The 19,621-nt window shown below is 51.5% G+C and carries 20 protein-coding genes; 12 read left to right on the top strand and 8 right to left on the bottom strand.

Annotated elements, in window-relative coordinates:
• Positions 1-191 precede the first annotated feature (191 nt).
• Both FD25_RS08835 and FD25_RS08830 read right to left on the bottom strand, forming a co-directional pair.
• Positions 192-830, bottom strand: a complete 639-nt coding sequence (locus FD25_RS08835; RefSeq protein WP_057803383.1) for a VTT domain-containing protein — start codon at positions 828-830, stop codon at positions 192-194.
• 87 nt (positions 831-917) lie between these two features.
• Complete coding sequence (locus FD25_RS08830) at positions 918-1,931, bottom strand: glycosyltransferase family 2 protein (protein ID WP_057803381.1); 1,014 nt, start codon at positions 1,929-1,931, stop codon at positions 918-920.
• 216 nt (positions 1,932-2,147) lie between these two features.
• On the opposite strand from FD25_RS08830, the gene FD25_RS08825 reads away from it, so the two are divergent.
• The 4 genes from FD25_RS08825 to FD25_RS08810 all read left to right on the top strand — a co-directional run bounded on the left by FD25_RS08825 (position 2,148) and on the right by FD25_RS08810 (position 7,332).
• Complete coding sequence (locus tag FD25_RS08825) at positions 2,148-4,730, top strand: YfhO family protein (RefSeq protein WP_146999875.1); 2,583 nt, start codon at positions 2,148-2,150, stop codon at positions 4,728-4,730.
• 61 nt (positions 4,731-4,791) lie between these two features.
• Entirely contained in the window at positions 4,792-5,484 is a 693-nt protein-coding gene (locus FD25_RS08820; RefSeq protein ID WP_057803377.1) for a response regulator transcription factor, read from the top strand.
• Complete coding sequence (locus FD25_RS08815; RefSeq protein WP_057803375.1) at positions 5,477-6,856, top strand: sensor histidine kinase; 1,380 nt, start codon at positions 5,477-5,479, stop codon at positions 6,854-6,856. Before FD25_RS08820 ends, FD25_RS08815 begins: the two co-directional genes overlap by 8 nt.
• A 272-nt stretch (positions 6,857-7,128) precedes the next feature.
• On the top strand, positions 7,129-7,332 hold the full coding sequence (locus tag FD25_RS08810; RefSeq protein WP_057803373.1) for a hypothetical protein: 204 nt from the start codon (positions 7,129-7,131) through the stop codon (positions 7,330-7,332).
• A gap of 125 nt (positions 7,333-7,457) precedes the next feature.
• On the opposite strand, the gene FD25_RS08805 is transcribed toward FD25_RS08810, so the two are convergent.
• Entirely contained in the window at positions 7,458-8,123 is a 666-nt protein-coding gene (locus tag FD25_RS08805) for a DUF1835 domain-containing protein (RefSeq protein ID WP_057803370.1), read from the bottom strand.
• A 385-nt stretch (positions 8,124-8,508) separates the two neighbouring features.
• Here FD25_RS08805 and FD25_RS08800 point away from each other — a divergent pair, with 385 nt between their 5' ends.
• The 4 genes from FD25_RS08800 (at position 8,509) to FD25_RS14405 (ending at position 9,936) form a co-directional block, all read left to right on the top strand.
• Positions 8,509-8,871 carry a type II toxin-antitoxin system RelE/ParE family toxin gene (locus FD25_RS08800; protein ID WP_057804296.1) on the top strand — a complete coding sequence of 121 codons (363 nt, stop codon included), beginning with the start codon at positions 8,509-8,511 and terminating at the stop codon, positions 8,869-8,871.
• Positions 8,864-9,151 carry a helix-turn-helix domain-containing protein gene (locus FD25_RS08795; protein ID WP_057803368.1) on the top strand — a complete coding sequence of 96 codons (288 nt, stop codon included), beginning with the start codon at positions 8,864-8,866 and terminating at the stop codon, positions 9,149-9,151. The genes FD25_RS08800 and FD25_RS08795 overlap by 8 nt, the downstream gene beginning before the upstream one ends.
• Before the next feature lie 179 nt (positions 9,152-9,330).
• Entirely contained in the window at positions 9,331-9,756 is a 426-nt protein-coding gene (locus FD25_RS08790; RefSeq protein WP_057803366.1) for a hypothetical protein, read from the top strand.
• Between the two features lie 48 nt (positions 9,757-9,804).
• Positions 9,805-9,936 carry a hypothetical protein gene (locus FD25_RS14405; RefSeq protein ID WP_263862318.1) on the top strand — a complete coding sequence of 44 codons (132 nt, stop codon included), beginning with the start codon at positions 9,805-9,807 and terminating at the stop codon, positions 9,934-9,936.
• Here FD25_RS14405 and FD25_RS14485 read toward each other — a convergent pair.
• Positions 9,931-9,999: a helix-turn-helix domain-containing protein gene (locus FD25_RS14485; RefSeq protein ID WP_083484146.1), complete on the bottom strand. Its 69-nt coding sequence runs from the start codon at positions 9,997-9,999 to the stop codon at positions 9,931-9,933. The two genes, FD25_RS14405 and FD25_RS14485, sit on opposite strands and share 6 nt — an antisense overlap.
• Positions 10,000-10,220: 221 nt before the next feature.
• Complete coding sequence (locus tag FD25_RS08785) at positions 10,221-12,203, bottom strand: elongation factor G (protein WP_057803365.1); 1,983 nt, start codon at positions 12,201-12,203, stop codon at positions 10,221-10,223.
• Between the two features lie 240 nt (positions 12,204-12,443).
• Between FD25_RS08785 and FD25_RS08780 the strand changes: the two genes are divergently transcribed.
• The 3 genes from FD25_RS08780 to FD25_RS08775 all read left to right on the top strand — a co-directional run bounded on the left by FD25_RS08780 (position 12,444) and on the right by FD25_RS08775 (position 14,611).
• Complete coding sequence (locus tag FD25_RS08780) at positions 12,444-13,598, top strand: MFS transporter (RefSeq protein WP_057803363.1); 1,155 nt, start codon at positions 12,444-12,446, stop codon at positions 13,596-13,598.
• 199 nt (positions 13,599-13,797) lie between these two features.
• On the top strand, positions 13,798-13,995 hold the full coding sequence (locus tag FD25_RS14180; RefSeq protein ID WP_146999874.1) for a hypothetical protein: 198 nt from the start codon (positions 13,798-13,800) through the stop codon (positions 13,993-13,995).
• A 49-nt stretch (positions 13,996-14,044) separates the two neighbouring features.
• Complete coding sequence (locus FD25_RS08775; RefSeq protein ID WP_057803360.1) at positions 14,045-14,611, top strand: hypothetical protein; 567 nt, start codon at positions 14,045-14,047, stop codon at positions 14,609-14,611.
• Positions 14,612-14,983: 372 nt separating this feature from the next.
• On the opposite strand, the gene FD25_RS08770 is transcribed toward FD25_RS08775, so the two are convergent.
• Positions 14,984-15,820, bottom strand: a complete 837-nt coding sequence (locus FD25_RS08770; protein WP_057803358.1) for an aldo/keto reductase — start codon at positions 15,818-15,820, stop codon at positions 14,984-14,986.
• A gap of 10 nt (positions 15,821-15,830) precedes the next feature.
• A complete protein-coding gene (locus tag FD25_RS08765) occupies positions 15,831-16,361 on the bottom strand; it encodes a DapH/DapD/GlmU-related protein (RefSeq protein WP_057803356.1) in 531 nt (176 codons plus the stop codon).
• A 117-nt stretch (positions 16,362-16,478) separates the two neighbouring features.
• Here FD25_RS08765 and FD25_RS08760 point away from each other — a divergent pair, with 117 nt between their 5' ends.
• Positions 16,479-17,381 (top strand): LysR family transcriptional regulator, encoded by a 903-nt coding sequence (locus tag FD25_RS08760; protein ID WP_057803354.1) that lies wholly within the window; start codon positions 16,479-16,481, stop codon positions 17,379-17,381.
• Positions 17,382-17,609: 228 nt separating this feature from the next.
• Here the strand turns inward: FD25_RS08760 and FD25_RS08755 are convergent, their stop codons facing one another.
• Complete coding sequence (locus tag FD25_RS08755) at positions 17,610-19,208, bottom strand: cation:proton antiporter (RefSeq protein ID WP_057803352.1); 1,599 nt, start codon at positions 19,206-19,208, stop codon at positions 17,610-17,612.
• Between the last annotated feature and the right edge of the window lie 413 nt (positions 19,209-19,621).

Genomic DNA, 19,621 nt, shown 5'->3' with positions numbered 1-19,621 from the left:
TCCCCCGGCCCCTTAGTCTGAATACCGGTAAAGCAAATGAGTAACGAAAAAATTGGTCTTAGAAATCACCAAACGATTTCTAGGACCAATTTTTAATTACTGGAATTTAGGGACTTATATCCCAAACTCGCTTTATCATATATTGGATTGTTTCCTCAGTCACCAGTAAACGCACCGGCCACCGTTCAGGTTTACTTCACCGTTCCCCGGCGCTTCAGCATCGCGAGGCCCACCGGTAAGAGCGAAATCAGCACGATGGCCACCATGATCAATTCAAAGTTTTGTTGGACCACCGGAATGTTACCAAAGAGGTACCCGGCACCCAAGACCACGGCCATCCAGGTCACCCCGCCCATCACGTTGTACCGAGCAAAGCTCAAATACGGCATCCGCCCCATTCCCGCCGTGAACGGCACCAGGGTGCGAATAATGGGGATAAAGCGGCCGAGGAAAATGGCGAGACCCCCGTATTTGGCAAAGAAGGCACTTGCCCGGTCCAGGTGTTGCGGCTTGAGCCACCGCTTAAACCGGTCATGGGTCACCATGTAATGTCCAAAGCGTTTCCCAATCTCAAAATTAACGAAGTCACCCAGAACGGCCGCAATGGTGAGGGTCACCAGTAAAACACCCAGGTGTAGATTACCACTGCCGGCCGCTAGCGACCCGCATAAAAACAGAATGGAATCCCCGGGTAAAAACGGAAACACCACCAACCCGGTTTCGATAAAGATCAGTAAAAACAGGCCCGCGTAGAGCCAGGCACCGTATTGTCCCAGTAATTGCGGGACCAGGGTGTTTAAATTCAACAAACTCGCTGCAATGATTGTCATGTGGCCTTCTCCTCCTCTTTGACCCCAGCATACTCAATCTCACTGCGTCGTTCTGGGGGGCTTTGCTGAAGAACTTCTGACAATTTCTCAGAATGGCTGCCCCTTTTGCGACGGCTGCAACACCCGCGTCGCGGGCACCGCGACCGTTCGGTGATTGGGCACGTCGTTTTGTGCCACCACATAGCGCGGCCGGTGCTGGACTTCCGTGAGCACCTGACCCACGTAGGCCCCCACCAGACCAATTCCCAAGAGTTGCAGGCCACTCAAAACGCCTAAACCACTGAACAGCGGATTCCAACTGAGGGCCCCCTGCCACCAATCATGGCCTAAGATGACCGCTAGACTCACAGCGCTCACGACGCTTAACCCCACGCCCGTCCCCAAGATCCACCGGAGCGGCGCGTTAGAGAAACTCAACACCCCGGTTTGGGCGAGCGCCAACATCTTTTTCAACGTGTATTTTGAGTGGCCCGCCACCCGCGGTTGCCGGTGATAATAGACCCGGGTCGTGGGAAAACCGAGCTGCGGGACGATGCCGCGCAAGAAGAGGTTGCGTTCATGGTACTGTAGGAGTGCCTGGAGCGCCCGGTGACTCAACAGGCGATAGTCGGCATGGTTCGGGACAATGGGCACCCCTAGTTTGGTGAGTAACCCGTAAAAACGTTCGGCCGACCACCGTTTGGCCCATCGGTCCGTCTGCCGGTCATCGCGAACGCCTAAGACCACGTCGTTGCCCGCCCGGTAGCAGGCCACCATCGCGGGAATCAAGCGTGGGTCGTCTTGTAAATCCGCGTCGAGGGTCAGCACGATGTCGGACAGCGAATCGGCCGCCTGCATCCCCGCCAATAACGCATTTTGATGACCAAAGTTACGACTAAAACGCACCCCAAAGACGTTGTCGTTTTGCGCCTCTAAACGCCGAATCACGGCCCAGGTCTGGTCGTGACTCCCGTCATCCACCAAGATCAGCTGGCTATGCACACTGATTTGTTGCTGCTGCCGTAATTGGGCTAGGCTAGCCAATAAGACCTTCGCCGTTTGCGGCAATCCCAATGCCTCGTTATAGCACGGGACAACAATGGTTAGTCGTGGTAATCGCATAACTAACGCCCCCCTTTAACTTGAATGCCTTGAGTATACCGGGCAACTAATTTTTGGACTAGGGCGGTCAACTAAAGAGTCTCTGAGAAAATCTCAAAAATCTTTTCTTTTTTCTTACTGGCTGCCCGCCAAGCGACTTCCTATAATGACGTTAAAACAAGACGGGACGCGTCGCTTTCATAGGGGCCCGTCCTTTATTTAGGGAGACGAGCTAATTTGACATCTAGTATGACCTCGCGACACTTCTGGCGCGCACCACTTGGCGCCATGGGGATCGCCTTATTCGTGGTGATCGGCGTTTTAGCCGGCCATCAGATCACCCCGTTTGGCCCGCGCAACTTTTTGATCAGTGATATGGGCACTCAGTACATCCCCCTATTCACGGCCTACCGGCAAGCGTTAACCCACGGCCTACACCTCTACACGTTGACGCAATCTTTAGGCAGCAATGCCGTCGCCACCTGGGCGTACTACTTAATGAGTCCGTTCAATTTGATAACCCTACTGTTACCGGCCGCCCAGATTCCGACCAGTGTGACTGTGATTCTCATGGCCAAGATCACCGCCATTGCGGGCACCATGACGATTTACCTGCAACGCCACTTTCAGACCACGCGCTGGGCGACCGCTTTATTCGGCGTCACGTTTAGTCTTTGCGGGTTGGTGGCGCTGGATTATTTTGACCTCATGTGGCTGGACGCGCTGATCTGGTTACCCCTGATTCTCAGTGGTCTGGACCGGCTGTTAGCCACGGGTAAGCACAGCGGCGCTTTTTTCGGCTGGTTATGGGTCGGCATCGTGACCAACTTTTACATGGGGTACATGCTGTGCTTGTTTACGGGCTGTTACCTGGGATTTCAACTCCTCGAAACTAAGGCCCCGACCACCCCTTGGCGAGTCGATTTCGGTCAACGTTGGCCGCGCCTATTGAAGATTCTGGTGACCGGCCTGCTCAGCGTGACCAGCACGTTATTTTTACTGCTGCCCACCGGACTGGCCATGCTGCAAACCGCCAAGACCACCGGTTCGACGACCAACTTTTTGCCCGCCCCCCAATACGACCTCAGCATTCTCAGTCAGCTCGGCGTGGGGGCCAGCAACTACACCAACCGCCTCCTTCACGCCCCCACCATTTTCACCACCAGTTGGGTGGCGCTACTGGTCCTGGTGTATTTCGTGCATCCCGCCATCTCCCGACCGGCCAAACGGCACGCCGCTGGACTTTTAGCCGTCCTGTTCTTAAGTCTGGGCGTTCGGACCCTCGACACGATCTGGCACCTCTTTCAGCAGCCCGAAGGTTTTCCGTTTCGGGACGCCTACTTCGTCAGTTTCACGTTCATTCTGCTCGCCTTTCGGGCTTGGCAGGCCGGTCCTAAAGCCATTGCTAAACGGTGGCAGGTGGGGCTATCCCTTGGCCTAGCCGCCGCGCTCATCGGCGGGTACCTGGCCGGCCCCATTGCCGTTAACGTCGGCGACACCCAGCTGTTTGGCGGGACGGCCATGCCCCGGCGCAACTTATTGCTTGGCCTGTTATTTGAGTTACTGACCGCGGGAGTCCTCTTCTTGACCCGCCGGCAGGCCCAACGTTGGTTGATTGGGGGACTCGTGACCACCGAACTCGCGGGAAACTTCTGGCTGAGCCTAACGGGAACGGCCTTCGGTAACCAACCGACCTACCAGACGACCTACCAAACCGAACAAGCCGCCCTGAACCACCTAAGTTCAACGGCGCCCCTTTCCCGGGTCAACCTCAAGGGCACCCTGCTCGCCGCGGCCTATCAGGAGGTCGACAACCACTACAACGACCCCACCACCTTTAACGTGGCCGGACTCAGTACCTATAGCTCCACTCTAAACAACCAAACCCGAATCACCCTAAAGTCTCTGGGTCTGTTCAGCGACAACGCCCGGCGAATCAGTGGTGAAGGTCTGACCCCCGTCAGTAAATTATTCCTAAACGTGGGGAGCAACGTCGGCTTTAGCGTGCACCAACAACCTTTACTCACGACTAACTCGAGTGCGCTGGGCGTAGGCTTTACCGTGCCGACCGCGTTGACCCACGTGACGTTGAGCCAATCCCAATTGATCACGAACCAGGAGCGGTTACTCCAGGCATTGGCCCCAACGCCTCGGCCGTACTTCGTTACCGCTACGCCACTGACGACCCACACGGTCACCCACGCGAACGCCAGCACCTACCCCTACACGCACACCCTCCGCCTCCGGGTCAACACGACGGGACCGCTCTACTATAACGACTCGGCCGGGGCCACCAAGTACAGTACCTTGCAGGTCAACGGGGTGCGGGTCGCCCCCACCGTCAACGCGAACGGTCACCGACTCCTCTGGGGCCTGGGGACCTTTAAAAAAGGGACCACGTTGACCCTGACCGTCAGTAACGATCACCCTCGCGCCACTGCCCCGCAACTGGCCAGTCTGAACACGGCACAATTTTACCGCGCCCTGCGCCCCCTAAAGGCCCACCGGTGGCAACCCACCCTGCGCTATCACCTGGGTACCCCGACGTTAACGGGTAGCCTGACTACTTCGTCGCCGCGCCGGTGGCTCTACGTGGCCCTACCGAACGAACCGGGTTGGCAGGCTCGCGTCAACGGCCATCCCGTCACCCCCAGAGCCGTGGTCAACAACCTCATGGCCGTTCCGTTAACGACCGGGACCAACACCGTGACGCTTTGCTACCACGTGCCCGGCCTGCTACTGGGCAGTGGGTTAAGTTTCGTCGGACTCCTAACCTACGGGGGGCTCCGGCGGTTAGCTCGTCGCCGAACGAAGCCTTAAGTCCCCGTTCCCCCTAAAATCCGTTATACTAAGCCTATACTATCCCGGGAGGGTCTTACTTATGGCTAAAATCTTATTGGTCGACGATGAAAAAAGCGTCGTCGATTTCGTGAAAGAAGAACTTCAATTTGAAGGTTACGACGTTCTGACCGCTTACGACGGCCAACAAGCCTACCAACTCTACCAAAAACACCAGCACGGGTTGGATTTAATCATCCTCGACTGGATGTTGCCTAAAATGGACGGGCTGGAGGTCCTGCGGCGCATTCGTAAACACGATACGATTCCGGTGATCATGATGACCGCCAGAGACTACGTGGGCGATAAGGTCGCCGGGCTCGACGGCGGGGCCGACGACTACATCACCAAGCCCTTCGAAACCGAGGAACTACTGGCCCGCGTCCGCGTGATCTTGCGCCACGAGCAACAGGCCCAGCAGCCCCAAGCCCTGTACCAATTTGCCGACCTAGAACTCGACACCAAGGCCCGGCAGGTTCACCGGAACCACCAATTGATTCAACTGACCCAACGGGAATACGAACTGCTCTTGACCTTGATGCGCCACGCCAAGGAAACCCTGACCAGAGACGAACTCCTAGACGCCGTGTGGGGGGTGGACTTCGACGGTGAACCCAACATTGTGGACGTCTACGTCCGCTATTTACGCCACAAGGTCGACACTAACGCCGACCGGAAGTTGATTCACACGGTCCGCGGGGTGGGTTACTGTCTGCGAGATGATGCCGATGTCTAACTTTCGCGGGCGGTCCAACGCCGCGCAGATTACCCGGACGTTTACCTGGACCATGTTACTGATTGTGGCCATTACCGGGATCTCCATTTCGCTGGTGGTCGGTTACCGCTTGACCCGCAGTCGCATGCAGGACGCCGTCACCCTGGAAAAGAGCCTCAACCGCTCCTTCATCGACGACGCACCCGACTGGCGTCAGTGGAAGCTCAACAGTCCCATCGACACCCACGACACCTTCGTCAAGGTCCACACCAAGTTGCCCGGTAAAAAACAAGAACAATTCTATTCCCCCCACGCCAAAAAATTCTTGGCCGCTCAGGAAACCACCCTGCCGGTCTTCCCGGCCGTGCGGTACCGCGCCGGCTACGGGCTATACTACCGCTCGGGGTTAGAAGCCAAACACATTTACTACGAAACCTGGACCAGCCTAAACAGCGTCGTGCACATCTTTCGGTTGATTCTGATGGACCTGGTCTTCGTGTTACTGTTCTGTAGCGTCCTCAGCTATTACATCATCCGCTTACTGGCTAAACGGCTAAATCAACCGCTGGCCCACCTAACGGAGGCTGCCAAGCAGATCAACCACGCCGAAAACGTCTCGTACCACGAGGCCTTGCCCGTACCGCAAAGTCCCGTGGAGGTGCACGACTTAGGCACCGAAATCAACGACCTGTTAGCTTCGTTGAACCAACAAGTCTTACGCGACCACCAATTCGTTTCGGACGCCTCCCACGAGCTACGTACCCCGCTGACCTCGATTCAGGGTCACGTCAGTCTGATCAAGCGTCACGGTCAGCAGAAACCGGAAATCATTCCCAAATCCCTAGACGCCATCGACCACGAATCGCACCGCATGCAGGCGTTGGTCGAGAGTCTATTACGGTTATCGCGGATGGACCACACCGATCTGAAACTGGATTACGTGACCTTACAGGACGTGGTGACCGAAACGGTCAACGATAACCAACCGGGGATCCCCCAGGCGATTCACGTCGTCTTGCCGACCCAGCCAACGGTGGCTGCCGTTAACGTGAACAGTTTGCGCCAGATCCTCTTGGCCCTTCTCAGTAACGCCAGTAAGTATTCGCCAGCCACCACGCCCATCACCGTGACCGTCACCGACGAACCGACCGGACCAACGCTTAGCGTGGCCGATCTGGGGATGGGCGTGCCCGCCGACGAAAAGGCCCACATCTTCGAACGCTTCTACCGGGTGGATCAGGCCCGCTCCCAAGAGATTCCGGGGACCGGCTTAGGCCTGGCCATCGTCGCACGGTTGGTGGAGTTAAACCACGCCACCATCACCGTGACTGACAACCAGCCGCACGGCACCGTCTTTACGTTACAACTTGCCACCTTACTGCCTAACGACTAAGCATCAAAATCCCCGGTAACGTCAGCATTAACCGACGTTACCGGGGATTTAAGTTGAATAAGGGAAAGGGGGTGGCGCTGGTCGCCCAGGGCCTCACGTTGACGTGTGTTTCGGTAGTACCGTTATCCGCCAACCTAGTTCACTAGTCTCTGAGAATTTTTCAGAAAAACTTTAGCGAAGCCCCCCTGCAAGTTGCCGACCGACCGGTTAAACTGTCCTTATAGAGGTTGAACCTCGCCAAGCTTCATATTCTAACTTTAGGGGGTAATTCGATGACCACTAAACTCACCGCAAAACCAGCTAGTTTCGCGCAAATGGCCCGGCAAGTAACGGTCACTCATCATCCGGTAATGGTCCATCAGGCCAACGCGGACGTGGTGGTGATCAGTAAACGGGACTTTGAAACCGCCCAAGCGATTATCACGGCCGCGTTAGGCCAATGCACGCCATTCATGACACCGCAACACGAAGCTTAAAACTTTAACACCCTACTCTCTCTCGACCGGCGGCCCTGCGTAATTTTAAGGGACCGCCGGTTTGTGGTGATTGGGGTTTCAGGTGTCTGCTAGTAATTCCCTGCCGTTCAAATCCCTCCTGCTAATTAACGCAGCATCGCTAACCGCCACTCGTACCACCAAATTGGGGGGCCACTCGGTAAACTTAACCAGGTGGCCTCGGCAATCTGCTGGGCTGAACGGGATGGCCGCTGTTGCGCGTGCAGCAAATTGTCGTAAAACGTCACGGGCACCGCGACCAGGTTCCCGTTGAGCAACACCCGTAATGCGCTGGCTGCCCGCACCATTCCCGACCACGCCACGCCGGCCGCGGTTCGTTCCGTTAGTGCGATGTCTCGGCGGCTAGTCCGCTCGACTGGCAAGACGACTTCCCCTAAATGGGCCCAGGTTTGCCAGGTTCCCGGGGTCGGCCCCGGCCCCATTAACGGCACGGTGACTTGCGTAAGACGGTTCGGGGCCGCCCCCAACAGCACACACAGCCACCAGTATCCCAGTTGGTCGTCGGCGGTGGCGCTGACCCAGACGGTTAAAGTGTCACCCGTTGCGATAACTTTTTTCAGTTGCCGCACCCGATCTTGACTCCGCTGGAACCCCTGACCGGCAGACTCCCCACCTTGCCAAGTCCAAAAGGCGTCCTGCGGGTCGGTTAACCGCTCAAGGTTGCCGACTTGCAGTGCTAACGGCAAGGCCAAAACCGCATGACCGGCGGCTTGCAGCTGTTCCGCAAACGCGGTGTTAAACGTGATATCCATAACGTCGATTATCCCCCTGTTGTCCGTTTCTTTTAGTCTACTAAATTGACGACCAAAACCCCACGTTGACGGTCTGGCAACGCCAACCTTCCTATAAAGATTTTCATAAACCGGCCAACCTTTTAATCCCTAAACCCGCAAAAGTGTAGACTAAAATCAGATTCACCGGGAGGATGATTTTCATGCAAAAATTGATTCAGGGGGTTCTGGTCGTGGGCTTAGGCCTCGGCTTATGGACCGGTTTAACCACGACGGCTAAGGGATCTCCTAACCGATCATCTGAAGCATAAGCCGTGCCGGCTAGTGGCCAGAGTGCGAACAGACTAATCGGATAAAGGAGATGGATGGCCACGGGGCAGAATACTTTGCGGGCTAAATAACAATGATTGATAAGCCGAAATTTGAATTTTACCAACGCATGAATGGACACGTTGAATTCACGGAATTTTTAGCAACCTTGCCCGACCGCGATACACGTGACCTCTTATTGACGATTCAGAAAGTTGAAAATATTGGCTTGATGCACGCGCAGCGCGTACAATGGGTGAAGAAATTGGATACTAACCTTTATGAGATTCGCTCACGTAACGGCAAAAGTATCCATCGAGCCCTGTATTTTCATGTTGCGGGTTCACAGTATGTCATCACTCACGGGTTCACCAAGAAAACTCAACGGACCCCACAAAAAGAAATCACGCACGAAAAGCAACTACGCAATGAATATCTTTCAGGAGGCAATCATGGCTAATATTTCATTTGACGACTTCTTAAATGACCGTTTAAATGACCCTCAAGAACGTAAGCTCTTTGAAGAGGCCAACGTTAAATTTGAAGTTGGTTACCAGTTATATCAAGCACGACAAAAAGCCAACTTATCCCGGCAACAATTGGCCCAAAAAGTTGGTCTTTCCGCTAACGATATCGGCCAAATTGAGCGTGGCGAAGAGGTCCCGTTAAAGACCTTGCAGCAGGTTGCTAATGGCCTGGATTTAAAATTAACATGGAATTTAGAATCAATTATTTCGTAATCCTAAGACTCAGCCAACAGGCTGAGCCTTTTTTTATCAAAATAAGTTTAGTAGTCACTGTGAGTCGCAATCGTTTTTGCATTTTGCGTATCCTATACAAGGCTGGCGCCTAGGTACGTTAAAAGGGATCTATTAGCGGTAAATTTATTTTTTGAAGGTCGCTCGAAAGGAGAAAAGCGATGACACAGATAATTGATATGCAGCAGGCGCTAAACGACCTGGCCCATCAAACCATGGGCCAGGTCAAAACTAAAGGGTATGACGTCACCGACGATACCTATGTTGGATTGCAAGAAGTTGGGGACATGACATTGGTCGTGATGGTCAATGGCCATGGCAAGAAACGAATCTTTTACACGTTTGCGATTCCGCAAGCCGTGATTCATCACGGCCCCAGAATACCGGACGCACGTTTAGACATCTTAGCAGACCCAAGCACCGTTGCTAGCGGCCCCGTGATTACTAGGGTAAATTTGACATTTACGCCCAACGCTAATTGGTTCAAGCGTCAATTTAACCGAATCCACTTTTATTGGCAAAAGTGCTATCTAATCAAAAAAGGTTTGTGGCCCAAAGACCCCGGACCCTCGCATCACAAATCCTAGTAATTTTCCCAACGCCTTTAATTTGGTGACCTATAAGGAGTGAAAGTCATGTTAACCAAAATCGATTCTAAAACTCTGACGCAATTAACCACCATTAGTTGGAATCCGCGCCAGTTCGTTACGGACTATAATGCGCGCTGTGCTCAGACCAAGGCCCTAGATCGAGCCAATACCTTATAATTGCCATAACTGGCCTTCCTGAGTCCGAGTTGGGTACAGACGAAGCTTGATGCCTTTTAGCATCGGCTCACCACCTTTCGCGGAGCCTATCTCATTGGTTGTTCAAGTGACTATTCCAATATCAGTATATAGCTGCCTTACTAGTAATACGGTTTACAAGTACACGAAAAAGTTAAGGCGATTCATCACGTCCTTAAAAGAACGTGTCTTCTCGCCCAAATATCAATAAGCTTAAAAATCAGACGAGTGCCCACCGGCACGACGTCTGATTTTTTATGGTATATCTAATCTAACGGTAATTGCTCCAATGCCGCAGCCGTATACGCGTACGGCACGTGGGCCATTGATGGAACCTGGTCCCACTTGACCGGGTACCCGGCCCCGTGGGCACAGAACACCGAATCCGGCGTGTTGGGGAGGTCCGCCACCGGGTCGTAAGCCTGAGCGGCTATCACCTCGGCCGCGTTATGGCACGGTCGGTAGCCGTCAATCAGGCATTCCAGTTGTCCCTGACCGTGGGTGTAGGCCCGGACCTCTTGAGAATACCCCTGCATTTCACTGACCGGGGCCACCCCGGTCAAGGCGACCAGGCCCGTGGCGTTGGTGGTCCCGTCCGGCGTGTCAAAGTCACCGTGTAGACGTTGGATGTCGCTCATGGCCCGCCCCAGCTGGTCCTGGCCCACTTCGAGGCGGAACCGGTACCAGGGTTCTAACAATTGACATTGATTTTGGGTTTTCAGCATCATCAAGCCCTGCCGGACCGAACGCCAGGTGGCCTCCCGAAAGTCGCCGCCCACCGAATGAACGATGCTGGCGCGGCCCGTGACCAGGGTGACCCGCATGTCGGTCAACGGCGCGCCCACTAAGACTCCGAGTTGGGTCTTCGCTTGTAGGTTGGTCAAGACCTGATGTTGCCAGTTTTTGCCCAAAATTTCTAAACTACAATCAGCCGCAAACGTTAATCCGCTACCGCGCGGCGTGGGCTGCATCAGTACGTGCACCTCGGCGTAGTGCCGCAGCGGTTCAAAGTGCCCGACCCCTTCAACGGCGTGCGTGATGGTTTCGCGGTACAGGATACTGCCGGCATCGAAGCCCACGGTCAGGTGGAAGCGGTCCGTTAAAATCTGTTGGAGAATTTCCAACTGGACGTCGCCCATGATCTGGACCCGTAATTCCTGTAGCTGGCTGGACCACGACACGTGCAGCTGTGGGTCTTCGTCCTCGAGTTCGCGCAACGCGGCCAGACAGGCGTGCAGGTCTTCAGCTTGTGGGTCCAACGCGTAGGTCAGGACCGGTTGCATGGCCGGCGTTGCGGCGTTGGCCTGGCTCCCGAGGCCCTGTCCCGGTTGCGTGTCGGTCAAACCCGGAATCGCACAAACTTCGCCGGCGTGGATCACCGGTTGGGCGGTGAACTTTTCGCCGTTATATTGGCGGAGCTGGTTAGCCTTTTGGTCGCCTAACACCACGTCTTTAGGCTTGAGGTCGCCGCCAGTCACCCGCACCCAGGTCAGGCGCTCGTGCTTGTCCGTGTGAGAAATCTTAAAGACCTGTGCGCCAAATTCAGCCGGATAGGTGGGTGCGGCGGTCCAGTGGTCCAGTCCCGCCAGTAAGGCGTCCACCCCGGCGACCTTTAGGGCCGACCCGAAGTAACACGGGAAAACCTTGCGGCGTTGGATCAGTTGCCGGATTGTGTCGTCGCTCAGCTGACCGGCCTCTAAAAAGTCGGCCAGCACGTCATCGTCTTGTGAGGCCACGTCCTCGATGGTATCTTCACTCAACTGTGGAGTAGTAGCGTCCGCGTCAAAGGCCAAACAGCCCGCCGAAAAATTGGCCTGGAGCTGGGATAGGACTTGCGCCTGGTTGGTGCCGGTCACGTCCATTTTATTGACGAAGATGAATACCGGCACGTGGTAGCGTTCCAGCAAACGCCACAGGGTACGCGTGTAGCCCTGAATGCCATCGGTCCCCGATACCACCAGGATGGCGTAATCCAAGACGCTCAGCACCTGTTCGGTTTGGGCCGCAAAGTCCACGTGTCCCGGGGTGTCCAACATCGTCAGCTTCAAGTCGTGATACCGAAGATTAGCTTCGTGTGAAAAAATGGTGATGCCGCGCTGTTTTTCCAGCTCGTTGGGGTCCAAAAAGGCATCCCCGTTGTCGACGCGACCCAGTTGCCGCAACTCACCGGAGCGGTACAGAAGCGCTTCGGATAACGTGGTCTTGCCGGCATCGACGTGGGCCACGATGCCCGTTACGATGTGTGTCATGTTCATGACTTCCTTTAAGTTTAATTAATTGATTCGCTAAAAATCTTTCCCGTTTAAGTTTATCAGATTCGCTCCCATTGCGACACTTTTACAACTGCCGTTTAATTGTGGCTTGTCACGCGCCGTAATTTCGGGTATACTCTGGTCATCAAATTAATTCCGATAGCGAACCGCGCGTTCGTCATGTTTACTAGTAGACACTGCTGCTAGGCTGGAAGAGCCTAAAGGAGTGTCTTTTTTATGTTCAAAAATGCTAAAACGACTTTAATTCTCTTGACCGCCATGAACCTACGGCTGGCCGTCACCGCCATCACGCCCCTGTTCGGGACCATCCAACGAGCACTACACGTGACCAGCGCCACCACCGCCCTATTAGTCACCATTCCGTTACTCTGCTTTGCCGGCGGGGCGCTTTTAACACCGCGGTTACACCAGCGGTTTGGCGCTCAGCCCCTACTGCTTACGTCGACCGGACTACTGGTCATCGCCAACCTGCTGCGCCCGACCAACACCTTTTGCCTGTTAATCGGTACCCTATTAATCGGGCTAGCCATTGCTGCGTTAAACGTCTTGGTGCCCATCATGATTGCGCAAACCAGCTCGTCTCACGCGACCACCACGCGGTTGACCAGCTACTACGCCGTCACCATGAACGTGGTCGCCGCCGTCGGGACCGCCCTGGCCATCCCCCTCGCTCAACTCTGGGGCTGGGCCACCGTCCTGCGCAGCTTTGCGTTACCCGCCGCCGTGACCTTAGGCGTGACCCTCTGGGTGAAACTCCCACGGTCGCCCCGCCAGACTCAATCCACGACCGCCGATCACGCGAATCTGTTGTCGCTCTTGGTGCACGACCGGACCGCCCGGTTATTGACCCTGTTCATGGGCCTGCAATCCCTGGTCTTCTACAGTCTGATTGCCTGGCTCCCCGACATTTTCCACGCCCTGGGTGCCACCACCACGCAGGCCGGCAACTTACTGGCCGTCTTCCAACTGGTGGGGATCCCCGCCGCGCTGGTCTTAAACTGGGTGACCAACCCACGCCACCTGCTCTGGGGCCTGGGTGCCGGTTATTTAGTGGGCCTCCTCAGTCTGGCCTGGACGGGCGCCGGTTGGTGGGTCGCCGCTAGCGTGCTGGGCTTTACCGCCGCGTTGATTTTCAGCCTGGCCTTAAACCTCATCGCCACCAGTAGTGCGGTAGTAACTACGGTCGCCCACCGCTCGGCCCTGGCCCAATCCGTGGGTTACCTATTGGCCGCAACGGGGCCGGTGCTCCTCGGACAACTGCACGACGTGACCCATACCTGGTTCCCCGTTTTAGGCCTGTTTCTCCTGTTGATGGGCCTGACCATCGGCCTGGGTTTTCGCTTAGCTCACCGGTTGGCCAACCACCATTAACAATTCTATGAACCAGGCTTAAGTCTCTTTCGGTCCGCAAAAATTTAGTTAGTCGTAAAATTAGTCCCTAAATGGCTACCATCATCCGTAAAAAACAGGGTTAGAAAGTAGAAAGTTCTTTGCCGTCAAGAATCGTGCCTCTTTGGTTTACGTGATAAAGCCGCGTGTTACGCTCGATAACTGAAGGAGCACCAGTAAAATGAAAAAAACGTTTATTTTTGGTGGCAGCCTGCTTGTACTACTAAGTGCCGGGGCAACCATTAGTCAAAGCCGGCCAACTAAGGCCCAAGCATCTGCTAGAATCATCAAATCGGTATCGTATAAACCGGTTGCCTACCATGCTAAGACGGACATCGGCCTACGTCTGGGATCAACATCACCGAACCGAGGTTCATAATTTAAGAAATTTCCCCCACACGACCTGGTATGCACAAAAAACCGTTACCATGAGCTTAGATCATCAGAAGCTCGTTTACTTCAAGGTGACTAGCGGAAATGGCCATGAATCCGGCTACGTTTGGCATGGTTATCTAACCAAGGGAAAATACAGTAGTCCCATTCAATCTAGCCAGGAAACGGCCCCCAATAAACCCGCTACGATCGTGGCCACGGATTACCTGGGTCACACCATGACCACGGCGGATATCGATAATTCTCTCGACCGACAGCTGCTGAGTCTATTTCCCGGAACGATTAACGATCCTAAAACCCAGCTTCTGGCAGAGAATTATTACCTTGCCCTTAAATTTGAGCCCACGGATGCGTTTAACGATGACGTAAGTAGCGCCTATCCTAAAGATGTCTGGACGGAACGACAGGTCGTCTCCATAAAACGGCTGACTAATCCGAAGACCAGTTTCCTAAAGTTTGAAAAACACCAATTAAGCGTGGCGTTAACGGGCCGTCCTAAGTTTAACGATTATGTAGGCTACCATATTGGGGCCTACGCGTTCCCTAAGGGGTCCGGGCGCTATGGTGAAGCGATGGTTCTTTTAATCCCACCGTTTAAGTAACCCCAGAAGATTAGTGGCCACTTTTTCAGCGGCACCGATTCTGGGGTTTCGCCAAACCACCCCACTGCACCACAAATACCGGGTAAGGTTTCGGCCGTTCAGCCCTGACCTTGCAGTATGATCCAAAGGTTGAAAGTTGAAAATACGAATATGGATTCTAGCGTATTAGATAAAATTTTCGATGAATTTATAAAAGCATTACCTAGTGGCCTTGTCAGGCTCCTAGGTAATGCTTCATGATGTAAAAAAAACTATATTTTATTATCAAACCTCAACAGAATCAACTGTTGAAGTCTATTTTTGTACTTTCAACCTTTAGGCTTATAAATAGAAAGAACCGTTATGGTTCTTTTTGTATTAGTTTCTATACTCCTACCATTGCATAGCAGCTTTGGTTTTATCCATACTCTGAGGATTGCCAATTAACGGAATATTAGTATCCAAGGTTTTAAGTGATGTAATTTCCTGTTGTGTCAAAGTAAAGTCATCGATGTTCAAATTATCTTTCATACGATCAAGATGAATTGATTTAGGAATAACTGCAATACCTTGTTGAACAAAAAACTTCAAGGCAATTTGATGCGTTGTTTTATTATACTGATCAGCAATTTCGACTAAAATTTTATTATTAAACATGCTATTCATCTGCCCTTGACCAAATGGAGCATATCCTTGGTGTTGAACACCATATTGAGCCATTAACTCATGCATCTGCTGTTGTTGCGATAATAAATTGGTTTCAATTTGATTAACCGCTGGGACTATTTTATTGAAGTGAATCAAATCAATTAGTTGACTCCCCGCATAATTTGAAACACCGATTGCTCGAACAAATCCCTTTTGAAATGCTGTTTCTAAAGCTCGATAAGCCTTATATGTATTCCCATATGGCCAGTGGAGTAAAACTAGATCAATATAATCTACCCCTAACTTCTTCAAAGAATTTTCCAGTGCTAACTCTGGGTTTTCAAAATCATTGAACCAAAGTTTGGTCGTCAAAAATACTTCATCTCGTTTAACTGAGCTTTCTTTGATTGCTTGTCCAACGTATGCTTCATTACCATAAGCAGCTGCGGTATCGATTAGACGATAACCGACGTTTAAGGCATTTTTAACGGTTTGTTTACACTCACTTGGTTCAGTGATTTGATATGTTCCAAAACCTAATAAAGGCATTTGAACCCCACTATTTAATTTGATTGATTTCATTATTTTATACCTACTTTATCTTTTTTATTACTTTTGCTGGATTACCAACTGCAATGACTCCAGCCGGTATGTTCTTGGTAACAATTGAACCCGCGCCAACTATTGAGTCATTACCGATAGTTACGCCCGGAAGAATTGTTACATTTGCCCCTACCCAAGCATTTTTCCCAATTTCAATTGATTCAGTATTCAAAATGTTCATCTGTTTAATATCATGATTAGCTGTTATCAAAGTAACATTGGGGCCAATTTGAACGTTGTCTCCAATATTGATGCCACCCAAAGCTACTGTCGTAAGTCCCAGATTGATAAAAACGTTTTTCCCAATAACTATTTTGTTAGCTCGATCAATTTGTGTTGGTACCCAGATCTTGCTTGAAGTCGGAAGACGATCCTTAAATAAACTTGAAAGTAATCCGTTGATATTTGTTTCATTTGTAGGATCTTCTTGATTGATTAAATAACAGAAATGCTTTGATCTTACCATTTCTGCCGTTTCTTCTTGATAGCTGCCACTATTCATGTCATATTGGGTCTTCATCACATTATCGCCTCATAAAAATTAATATTACAGTTAGCAAGTTTACAGCCATTTCATATACATGTAAAATATGAATATTGAATAGAATTCGTTTCGTTTTATGAATAGGAGAACAAAATGGAAACAAAGCATTTACAATACTTTTTAAAGATCATTCAAGAAGGTTCCCTCTCCTCCGCTGCTAATAAACTTCATATGTCACAACCGACATTGAGTCGACAACTGAAATCATTAGAAGAAGAACTGAATACGACCCTCTTTATCAGGGGTCATCGTGAACTCATCTTGACCAAATCAGGAAAAATATTTCAACGAAAGGCTGAACAGCTTCTAAAAATACTAGATCAAACAAAATCTGAAATACAACAAACAGACACAACTGAATTAGTTGGTACCATCACGATTGGTTGTACTCAAACCAATGTGGCCAAATTTATGTCCAAAGTAATTGCGCTTTTCAAAAACGAGCATCCAAGCGTAAAATTCAATATTTATGACCTTAGTGTGAAAGATATTAAGTCCTACCTTGATGACGGGATGCTCGACATAGGATTTATCATGAATCCTTCAGATACTGATAGATTTAATGTTATTCAACTTGATATGGTTGATAATTGGGGCATCATTGTCCCTAATTACTCTCAATTTAGTAACAAAAGTAGTTTTGAAATTAAGGATATTCAAAAATTACCTTTACTGATTCCACAAAATTTGGTTATTCAACTTGATTTATTGAATCAAATGAAGTTAAAGGCTAATTTAATGAATGTTGTTGGAACACAAAATCTTGTCACCAACTCATTAAATTTGTGCCGTCAAGGTACGGCTGATATTTTATGCACTAGCGGTGCTTTACCAGAAAATATAGCTGATTTGAAATTTATTCCCATAAAATCTTTACCAGATATTAGCCATTCGGTAATTTGGAAAAAAGGGATTTCTCAGGAAAGTGCCACAAAAAAATTTCTCTCGCTGATAAAACATAACTCTAATTTAGCAACTCCCCAATCGGAAATTTAGTTCTTGAAGAAGTGATATGACCTCATCAGCCTCCCAGGTAATGCTTCATGATGTAAAAAAATATACTTTATTATCAAATCTCAACAGGCTCAACTGTTGAAGTCTATTTTTGTACTTTCAAACTTTAGGTATGACCCAAAATAGCCCCCAAACCGGTTAATCAATTGGTTTGGAGACCATTTTAAATTTCGAGATTATTCCCTAAATCCCGCCGCTTTTCAAACCGCCTTAGATATCGTTCGGGTCTTCTTCGTGCCGGTCGATTGCCGGACCAATCACCAACGACTCGGCCAGCAGAATCTCGTTATACAACTGAAAAATGTAATCCTGATACTTGACTTCACTTTGCGAAATCATGTCTAGGTATTGTCGTTCTTGCGCGAAGGCGTTGATGAACGCCCGCATCTCCAGCTCCTTTTCGGCCCCGGTAAAGTCGGGGTGGCGTACCACGTCCATCCAAGCCTTGGTGAAGTCGCGCACCCGCGTTTTTTGTTTCTGCGCCCGCAAATCGAAAATCACCGACGTTTTGACGTTTTCCGGTAAATACATCTTTTGAACCGCCTCAATTGCTTGACGCACCATGGTCGTGCGCACCTCGGCTAGTTCCGTCGCCGCATCACGGTTCGTCACGTCCTTGGGTAAGATGAACCGAAAGACCACGGTCGGCACCAACAAACTCAAAATAATCAACGTGCTTTCGGCCATCAACACCAGATTAAAGTCGCCGTGGCGCACGGGCATATCGGCTAACGTGTAGGCCAACGCCAACGTGACGGCGCCGTGGACCCCGCCCAACGCAAAAATCCAGCCGGAACGGTTACTAAAATGCAGCCGCAACCGGCCGAAAACGTAACGCACCATCACATTGATCAGGTACAATAACACGCCGATTCCCAACCAGTTGAGTGAATTGGTGGTGATGCGTTCGTCGGCGATGATCTTTAAAAACATGAAGCCCAATACCACGAACACGATGCTGTTAAAGATCTCAGTAATCATGTTTTCTAAGTCGAACCCCAGGTGAATCTGCCGCGGGTTCAACAGGCGGCTCCGTTGGGCTTCCGCGTTGCTGACCAGCCCGGCGCAGACCACGGCAATGATTCCGGACACCCGAATGGCCTCCGACGCGTAGTACAGGACAAACGGCGTGACCACGTACAACAGGATCTGCGCGTTTAACGAGTTATACGACGTGCGCATCAGAATTTGGCGGAACAGGGTCATCACCCAGGCCGCCACAAAACCGAACAACGCCCCGCCCACCGCCGAAATCAGGAAGTCGACGATGGTTTCTTGGTAGTTGATGTAGCCGTTGACGTACCACAGCGCGGCCATATTCAACAGGATAATGCCGGACGCGTCGTTAAACAGCGACTCCATCTTGAGGAAGACGCCCTCCTTTTGCGGACTCCGCAGGCCGTTGGTCACCGACTCCATGGCCGTCGCGTCGGTCGGCGTGCTGATGGCCGCTAGGATAAAAGCTAACGGTAAGCTAACGCCGGCGGCCGCCCAGACACCAAAGCCCGCCAGAATCAGGCACAGCACCACCAAGATGACGGCGGTTTGGATAATGTGGCGCAATTCCTGGCCCACCGCGTTTAACCGGGTGGCCTGGCCCTCGAAAAACAGGAGCGGCGCCACGATCATCCCGATGAAGATGTCCGAGTTAAACGCCGCCACGTGGTGCCCCAGCACCGGAATCAAATAAATGATGGCGCCCCCCACCATGCTAATGTAACTGACCGAGATTCGGGGAAAGGCCTGCGATAAGAAAATACTAATCACGGCGGTCAACACCAGAATAAAGGTCGAAATCATTTGGCTCATACCAGAGCCCCCCTTCGATTGGCTAGTTAATTAACTAAAATATACCACACACCAGCCACCCCCGGAACTGGAAGACCTCGAGTGAAGGTACCAAAAAACATATTAAATAATTTATACAATCAGTTACTATAATAAGTCCGCCAAATCCCCCATGATAGTTAAGATCCTATCCTAAATTTCCGTGTTGACATCCCCCACTAACCGGCCTACCGTAAGGGGCAAGTTTGAAACCACAATATTTAACGCCAGATCAGGAAGAGTAAGTTAAGCGGCCCCGATGCAGAGATTCTCCGTTTGCTGTAAAGGAGACCCGGTCGTTAACCCAAGATGAGCCTGATTGCTAGTAACCGGTGCCAGCCGATTACCCGACCTTGTGACCCGTTATCGTCACCGACTTTTGGCAACAGAAGTTA

This window comes from Levilactobacillus acidifarinae DSM 19394 = JCM 15949 (assembly GCF_001434835.1).
Classification (GTDB): domain Bacteria; phylum Bacillota; class Bacilli; order Lactobacillales; family Lactobacillaceae; genus Levilactobacillus; species Levilactobacillus acidifarinae.
Note: the sequence above shows the minus strand (reverse complement) of the source record. Positions and strands in the feature narration are given on the sequence as shown.

What these genes read in the sequence shown, in the direction of transcription:
- FD25_RS08835 (WP_057803383.1), bottom strand. Translation starts at nt 830, where the DNA reads ATGACAATCATTGCAGCGAGTTTGTTGAATTTAAACACCCTGGTCCCG.
- FD25_RS08830 (WP_057803381.1), bottom strand. Translation starts at nt 1,931, where the DNA reads ATGCGATTACCACGACTAACCATTGTTGTCCCGTGCTATAACGAGGCA.
- FD25_RS08820 (WP_057803377.1), top strand. Translation starts at nt 4,792, where the DNA reads ATGGCTAAAATCTTATTGGTCGACGATGAAAAAAGCGTCGTCGATTTC.
- FD25_RS08815 (WP_057803375.1), top strand. Translation starts at nt 5,477, where the DNA reads ATGTCTAACTTTCGCGGGCGGTCCAACGCCGCGCAGATTACCCGGACG.
- FD25_RS08810 (WP_057803373.1), top strand. Translation starts at nt 7,129, where the DNA reads ATGACCACTAAACTCACCGCAAAACCAGCTAGTTTCGCGCAAATGGCC.
- FD25_RS08805 (WP_057803370.1), bottom strand. Translation starts at nt 8,123, where the DNA reads ATGGATATCACGTTTAACACCGCGTTTGCGGAACAGCTGCAAGCCGCC.
- FD25_RS08795 (WP_057803368.1), top strand. Translation starts at nt 8,864, where the DNA reads ATGGCTAATATTTCATTTGACGACTTCTTAAATGACCGTTTAAATGAC.
- FD25_RS08790 (WP_057803366.1), top strand. Translation starts at nt 9,331, where the DNA reads ATGACACAGATAATTGATATGCAGCAGGCGCTAAACGACCTGGCCCAT.
- FD25_RS14405 (WP_263862318.1), top strand. Translation starts at nt 9,805, where the DNA reads ATGTTAACCAAAATCGATTCTAAAACTCTGACGCAATTAACCACCATT.
- FD25_RS08785 (WP_057803365.1), bottom strand. Translation starts at nt 12,203, where the DNA reads ATGACACACATCGTAACGGGCATCGTGGCCCACGTCGATGCCGGCAAG.
- FD25_RS08780 (WP_057803363.1), top strand. Translation starts at nt 12,444, where the DNA reads ATGTTCAAAAATGCTAAAACGACTTTAATTCTCTTGACCGCCATGAAC.
- FD25_RS14180 (WP_146999874.1), top strand. Translation starts at nt 13,798, where the DNA reads ATGAAAAAAACGTTTATTTTTGGTGGCAGCCTGCTTGTACTACTAAGT.
- FD25_RS08775 (WP_057803360.1), top strand. Translation starts at nt 14,045, where the DNA reads ATGAGCTTAGATCATCAGAAGCTCGTTTACTTCAAGGTGACTAGCGGA.
- FD25_RS08770 (WP_057803358.1), bottom strand. Translation starts at nt 15,820, where the DNA reads ATGAAATCAATCAAATTAAATAGTGGGGTTCAAATGCCTTTATTAGGT.
- FD25_RS08765 (WP_057803356.1), bottom strand. Translation starts at nt 16,361, where the DNA reads ATGAAGACCCAATATGACATGAATAGTGGCAGCTATCAAGAAGAAACG.
- FD25_RS08760 (WP_057803354.1), top strand. Translation starts at nt 16,479, where the DNA reads ATGGAAACAAAGCATTTACAATACTTTTTAAAGATCATTCAAGAAGGT.
- FD25_RS08755 (WP_057803352.1), bottom strand. Translation starts at nt 19,208, where the DNA reads ATGAGCCAAATGATTTCGACCTTTATTCTGGTGTTGACCGCCGTGATT.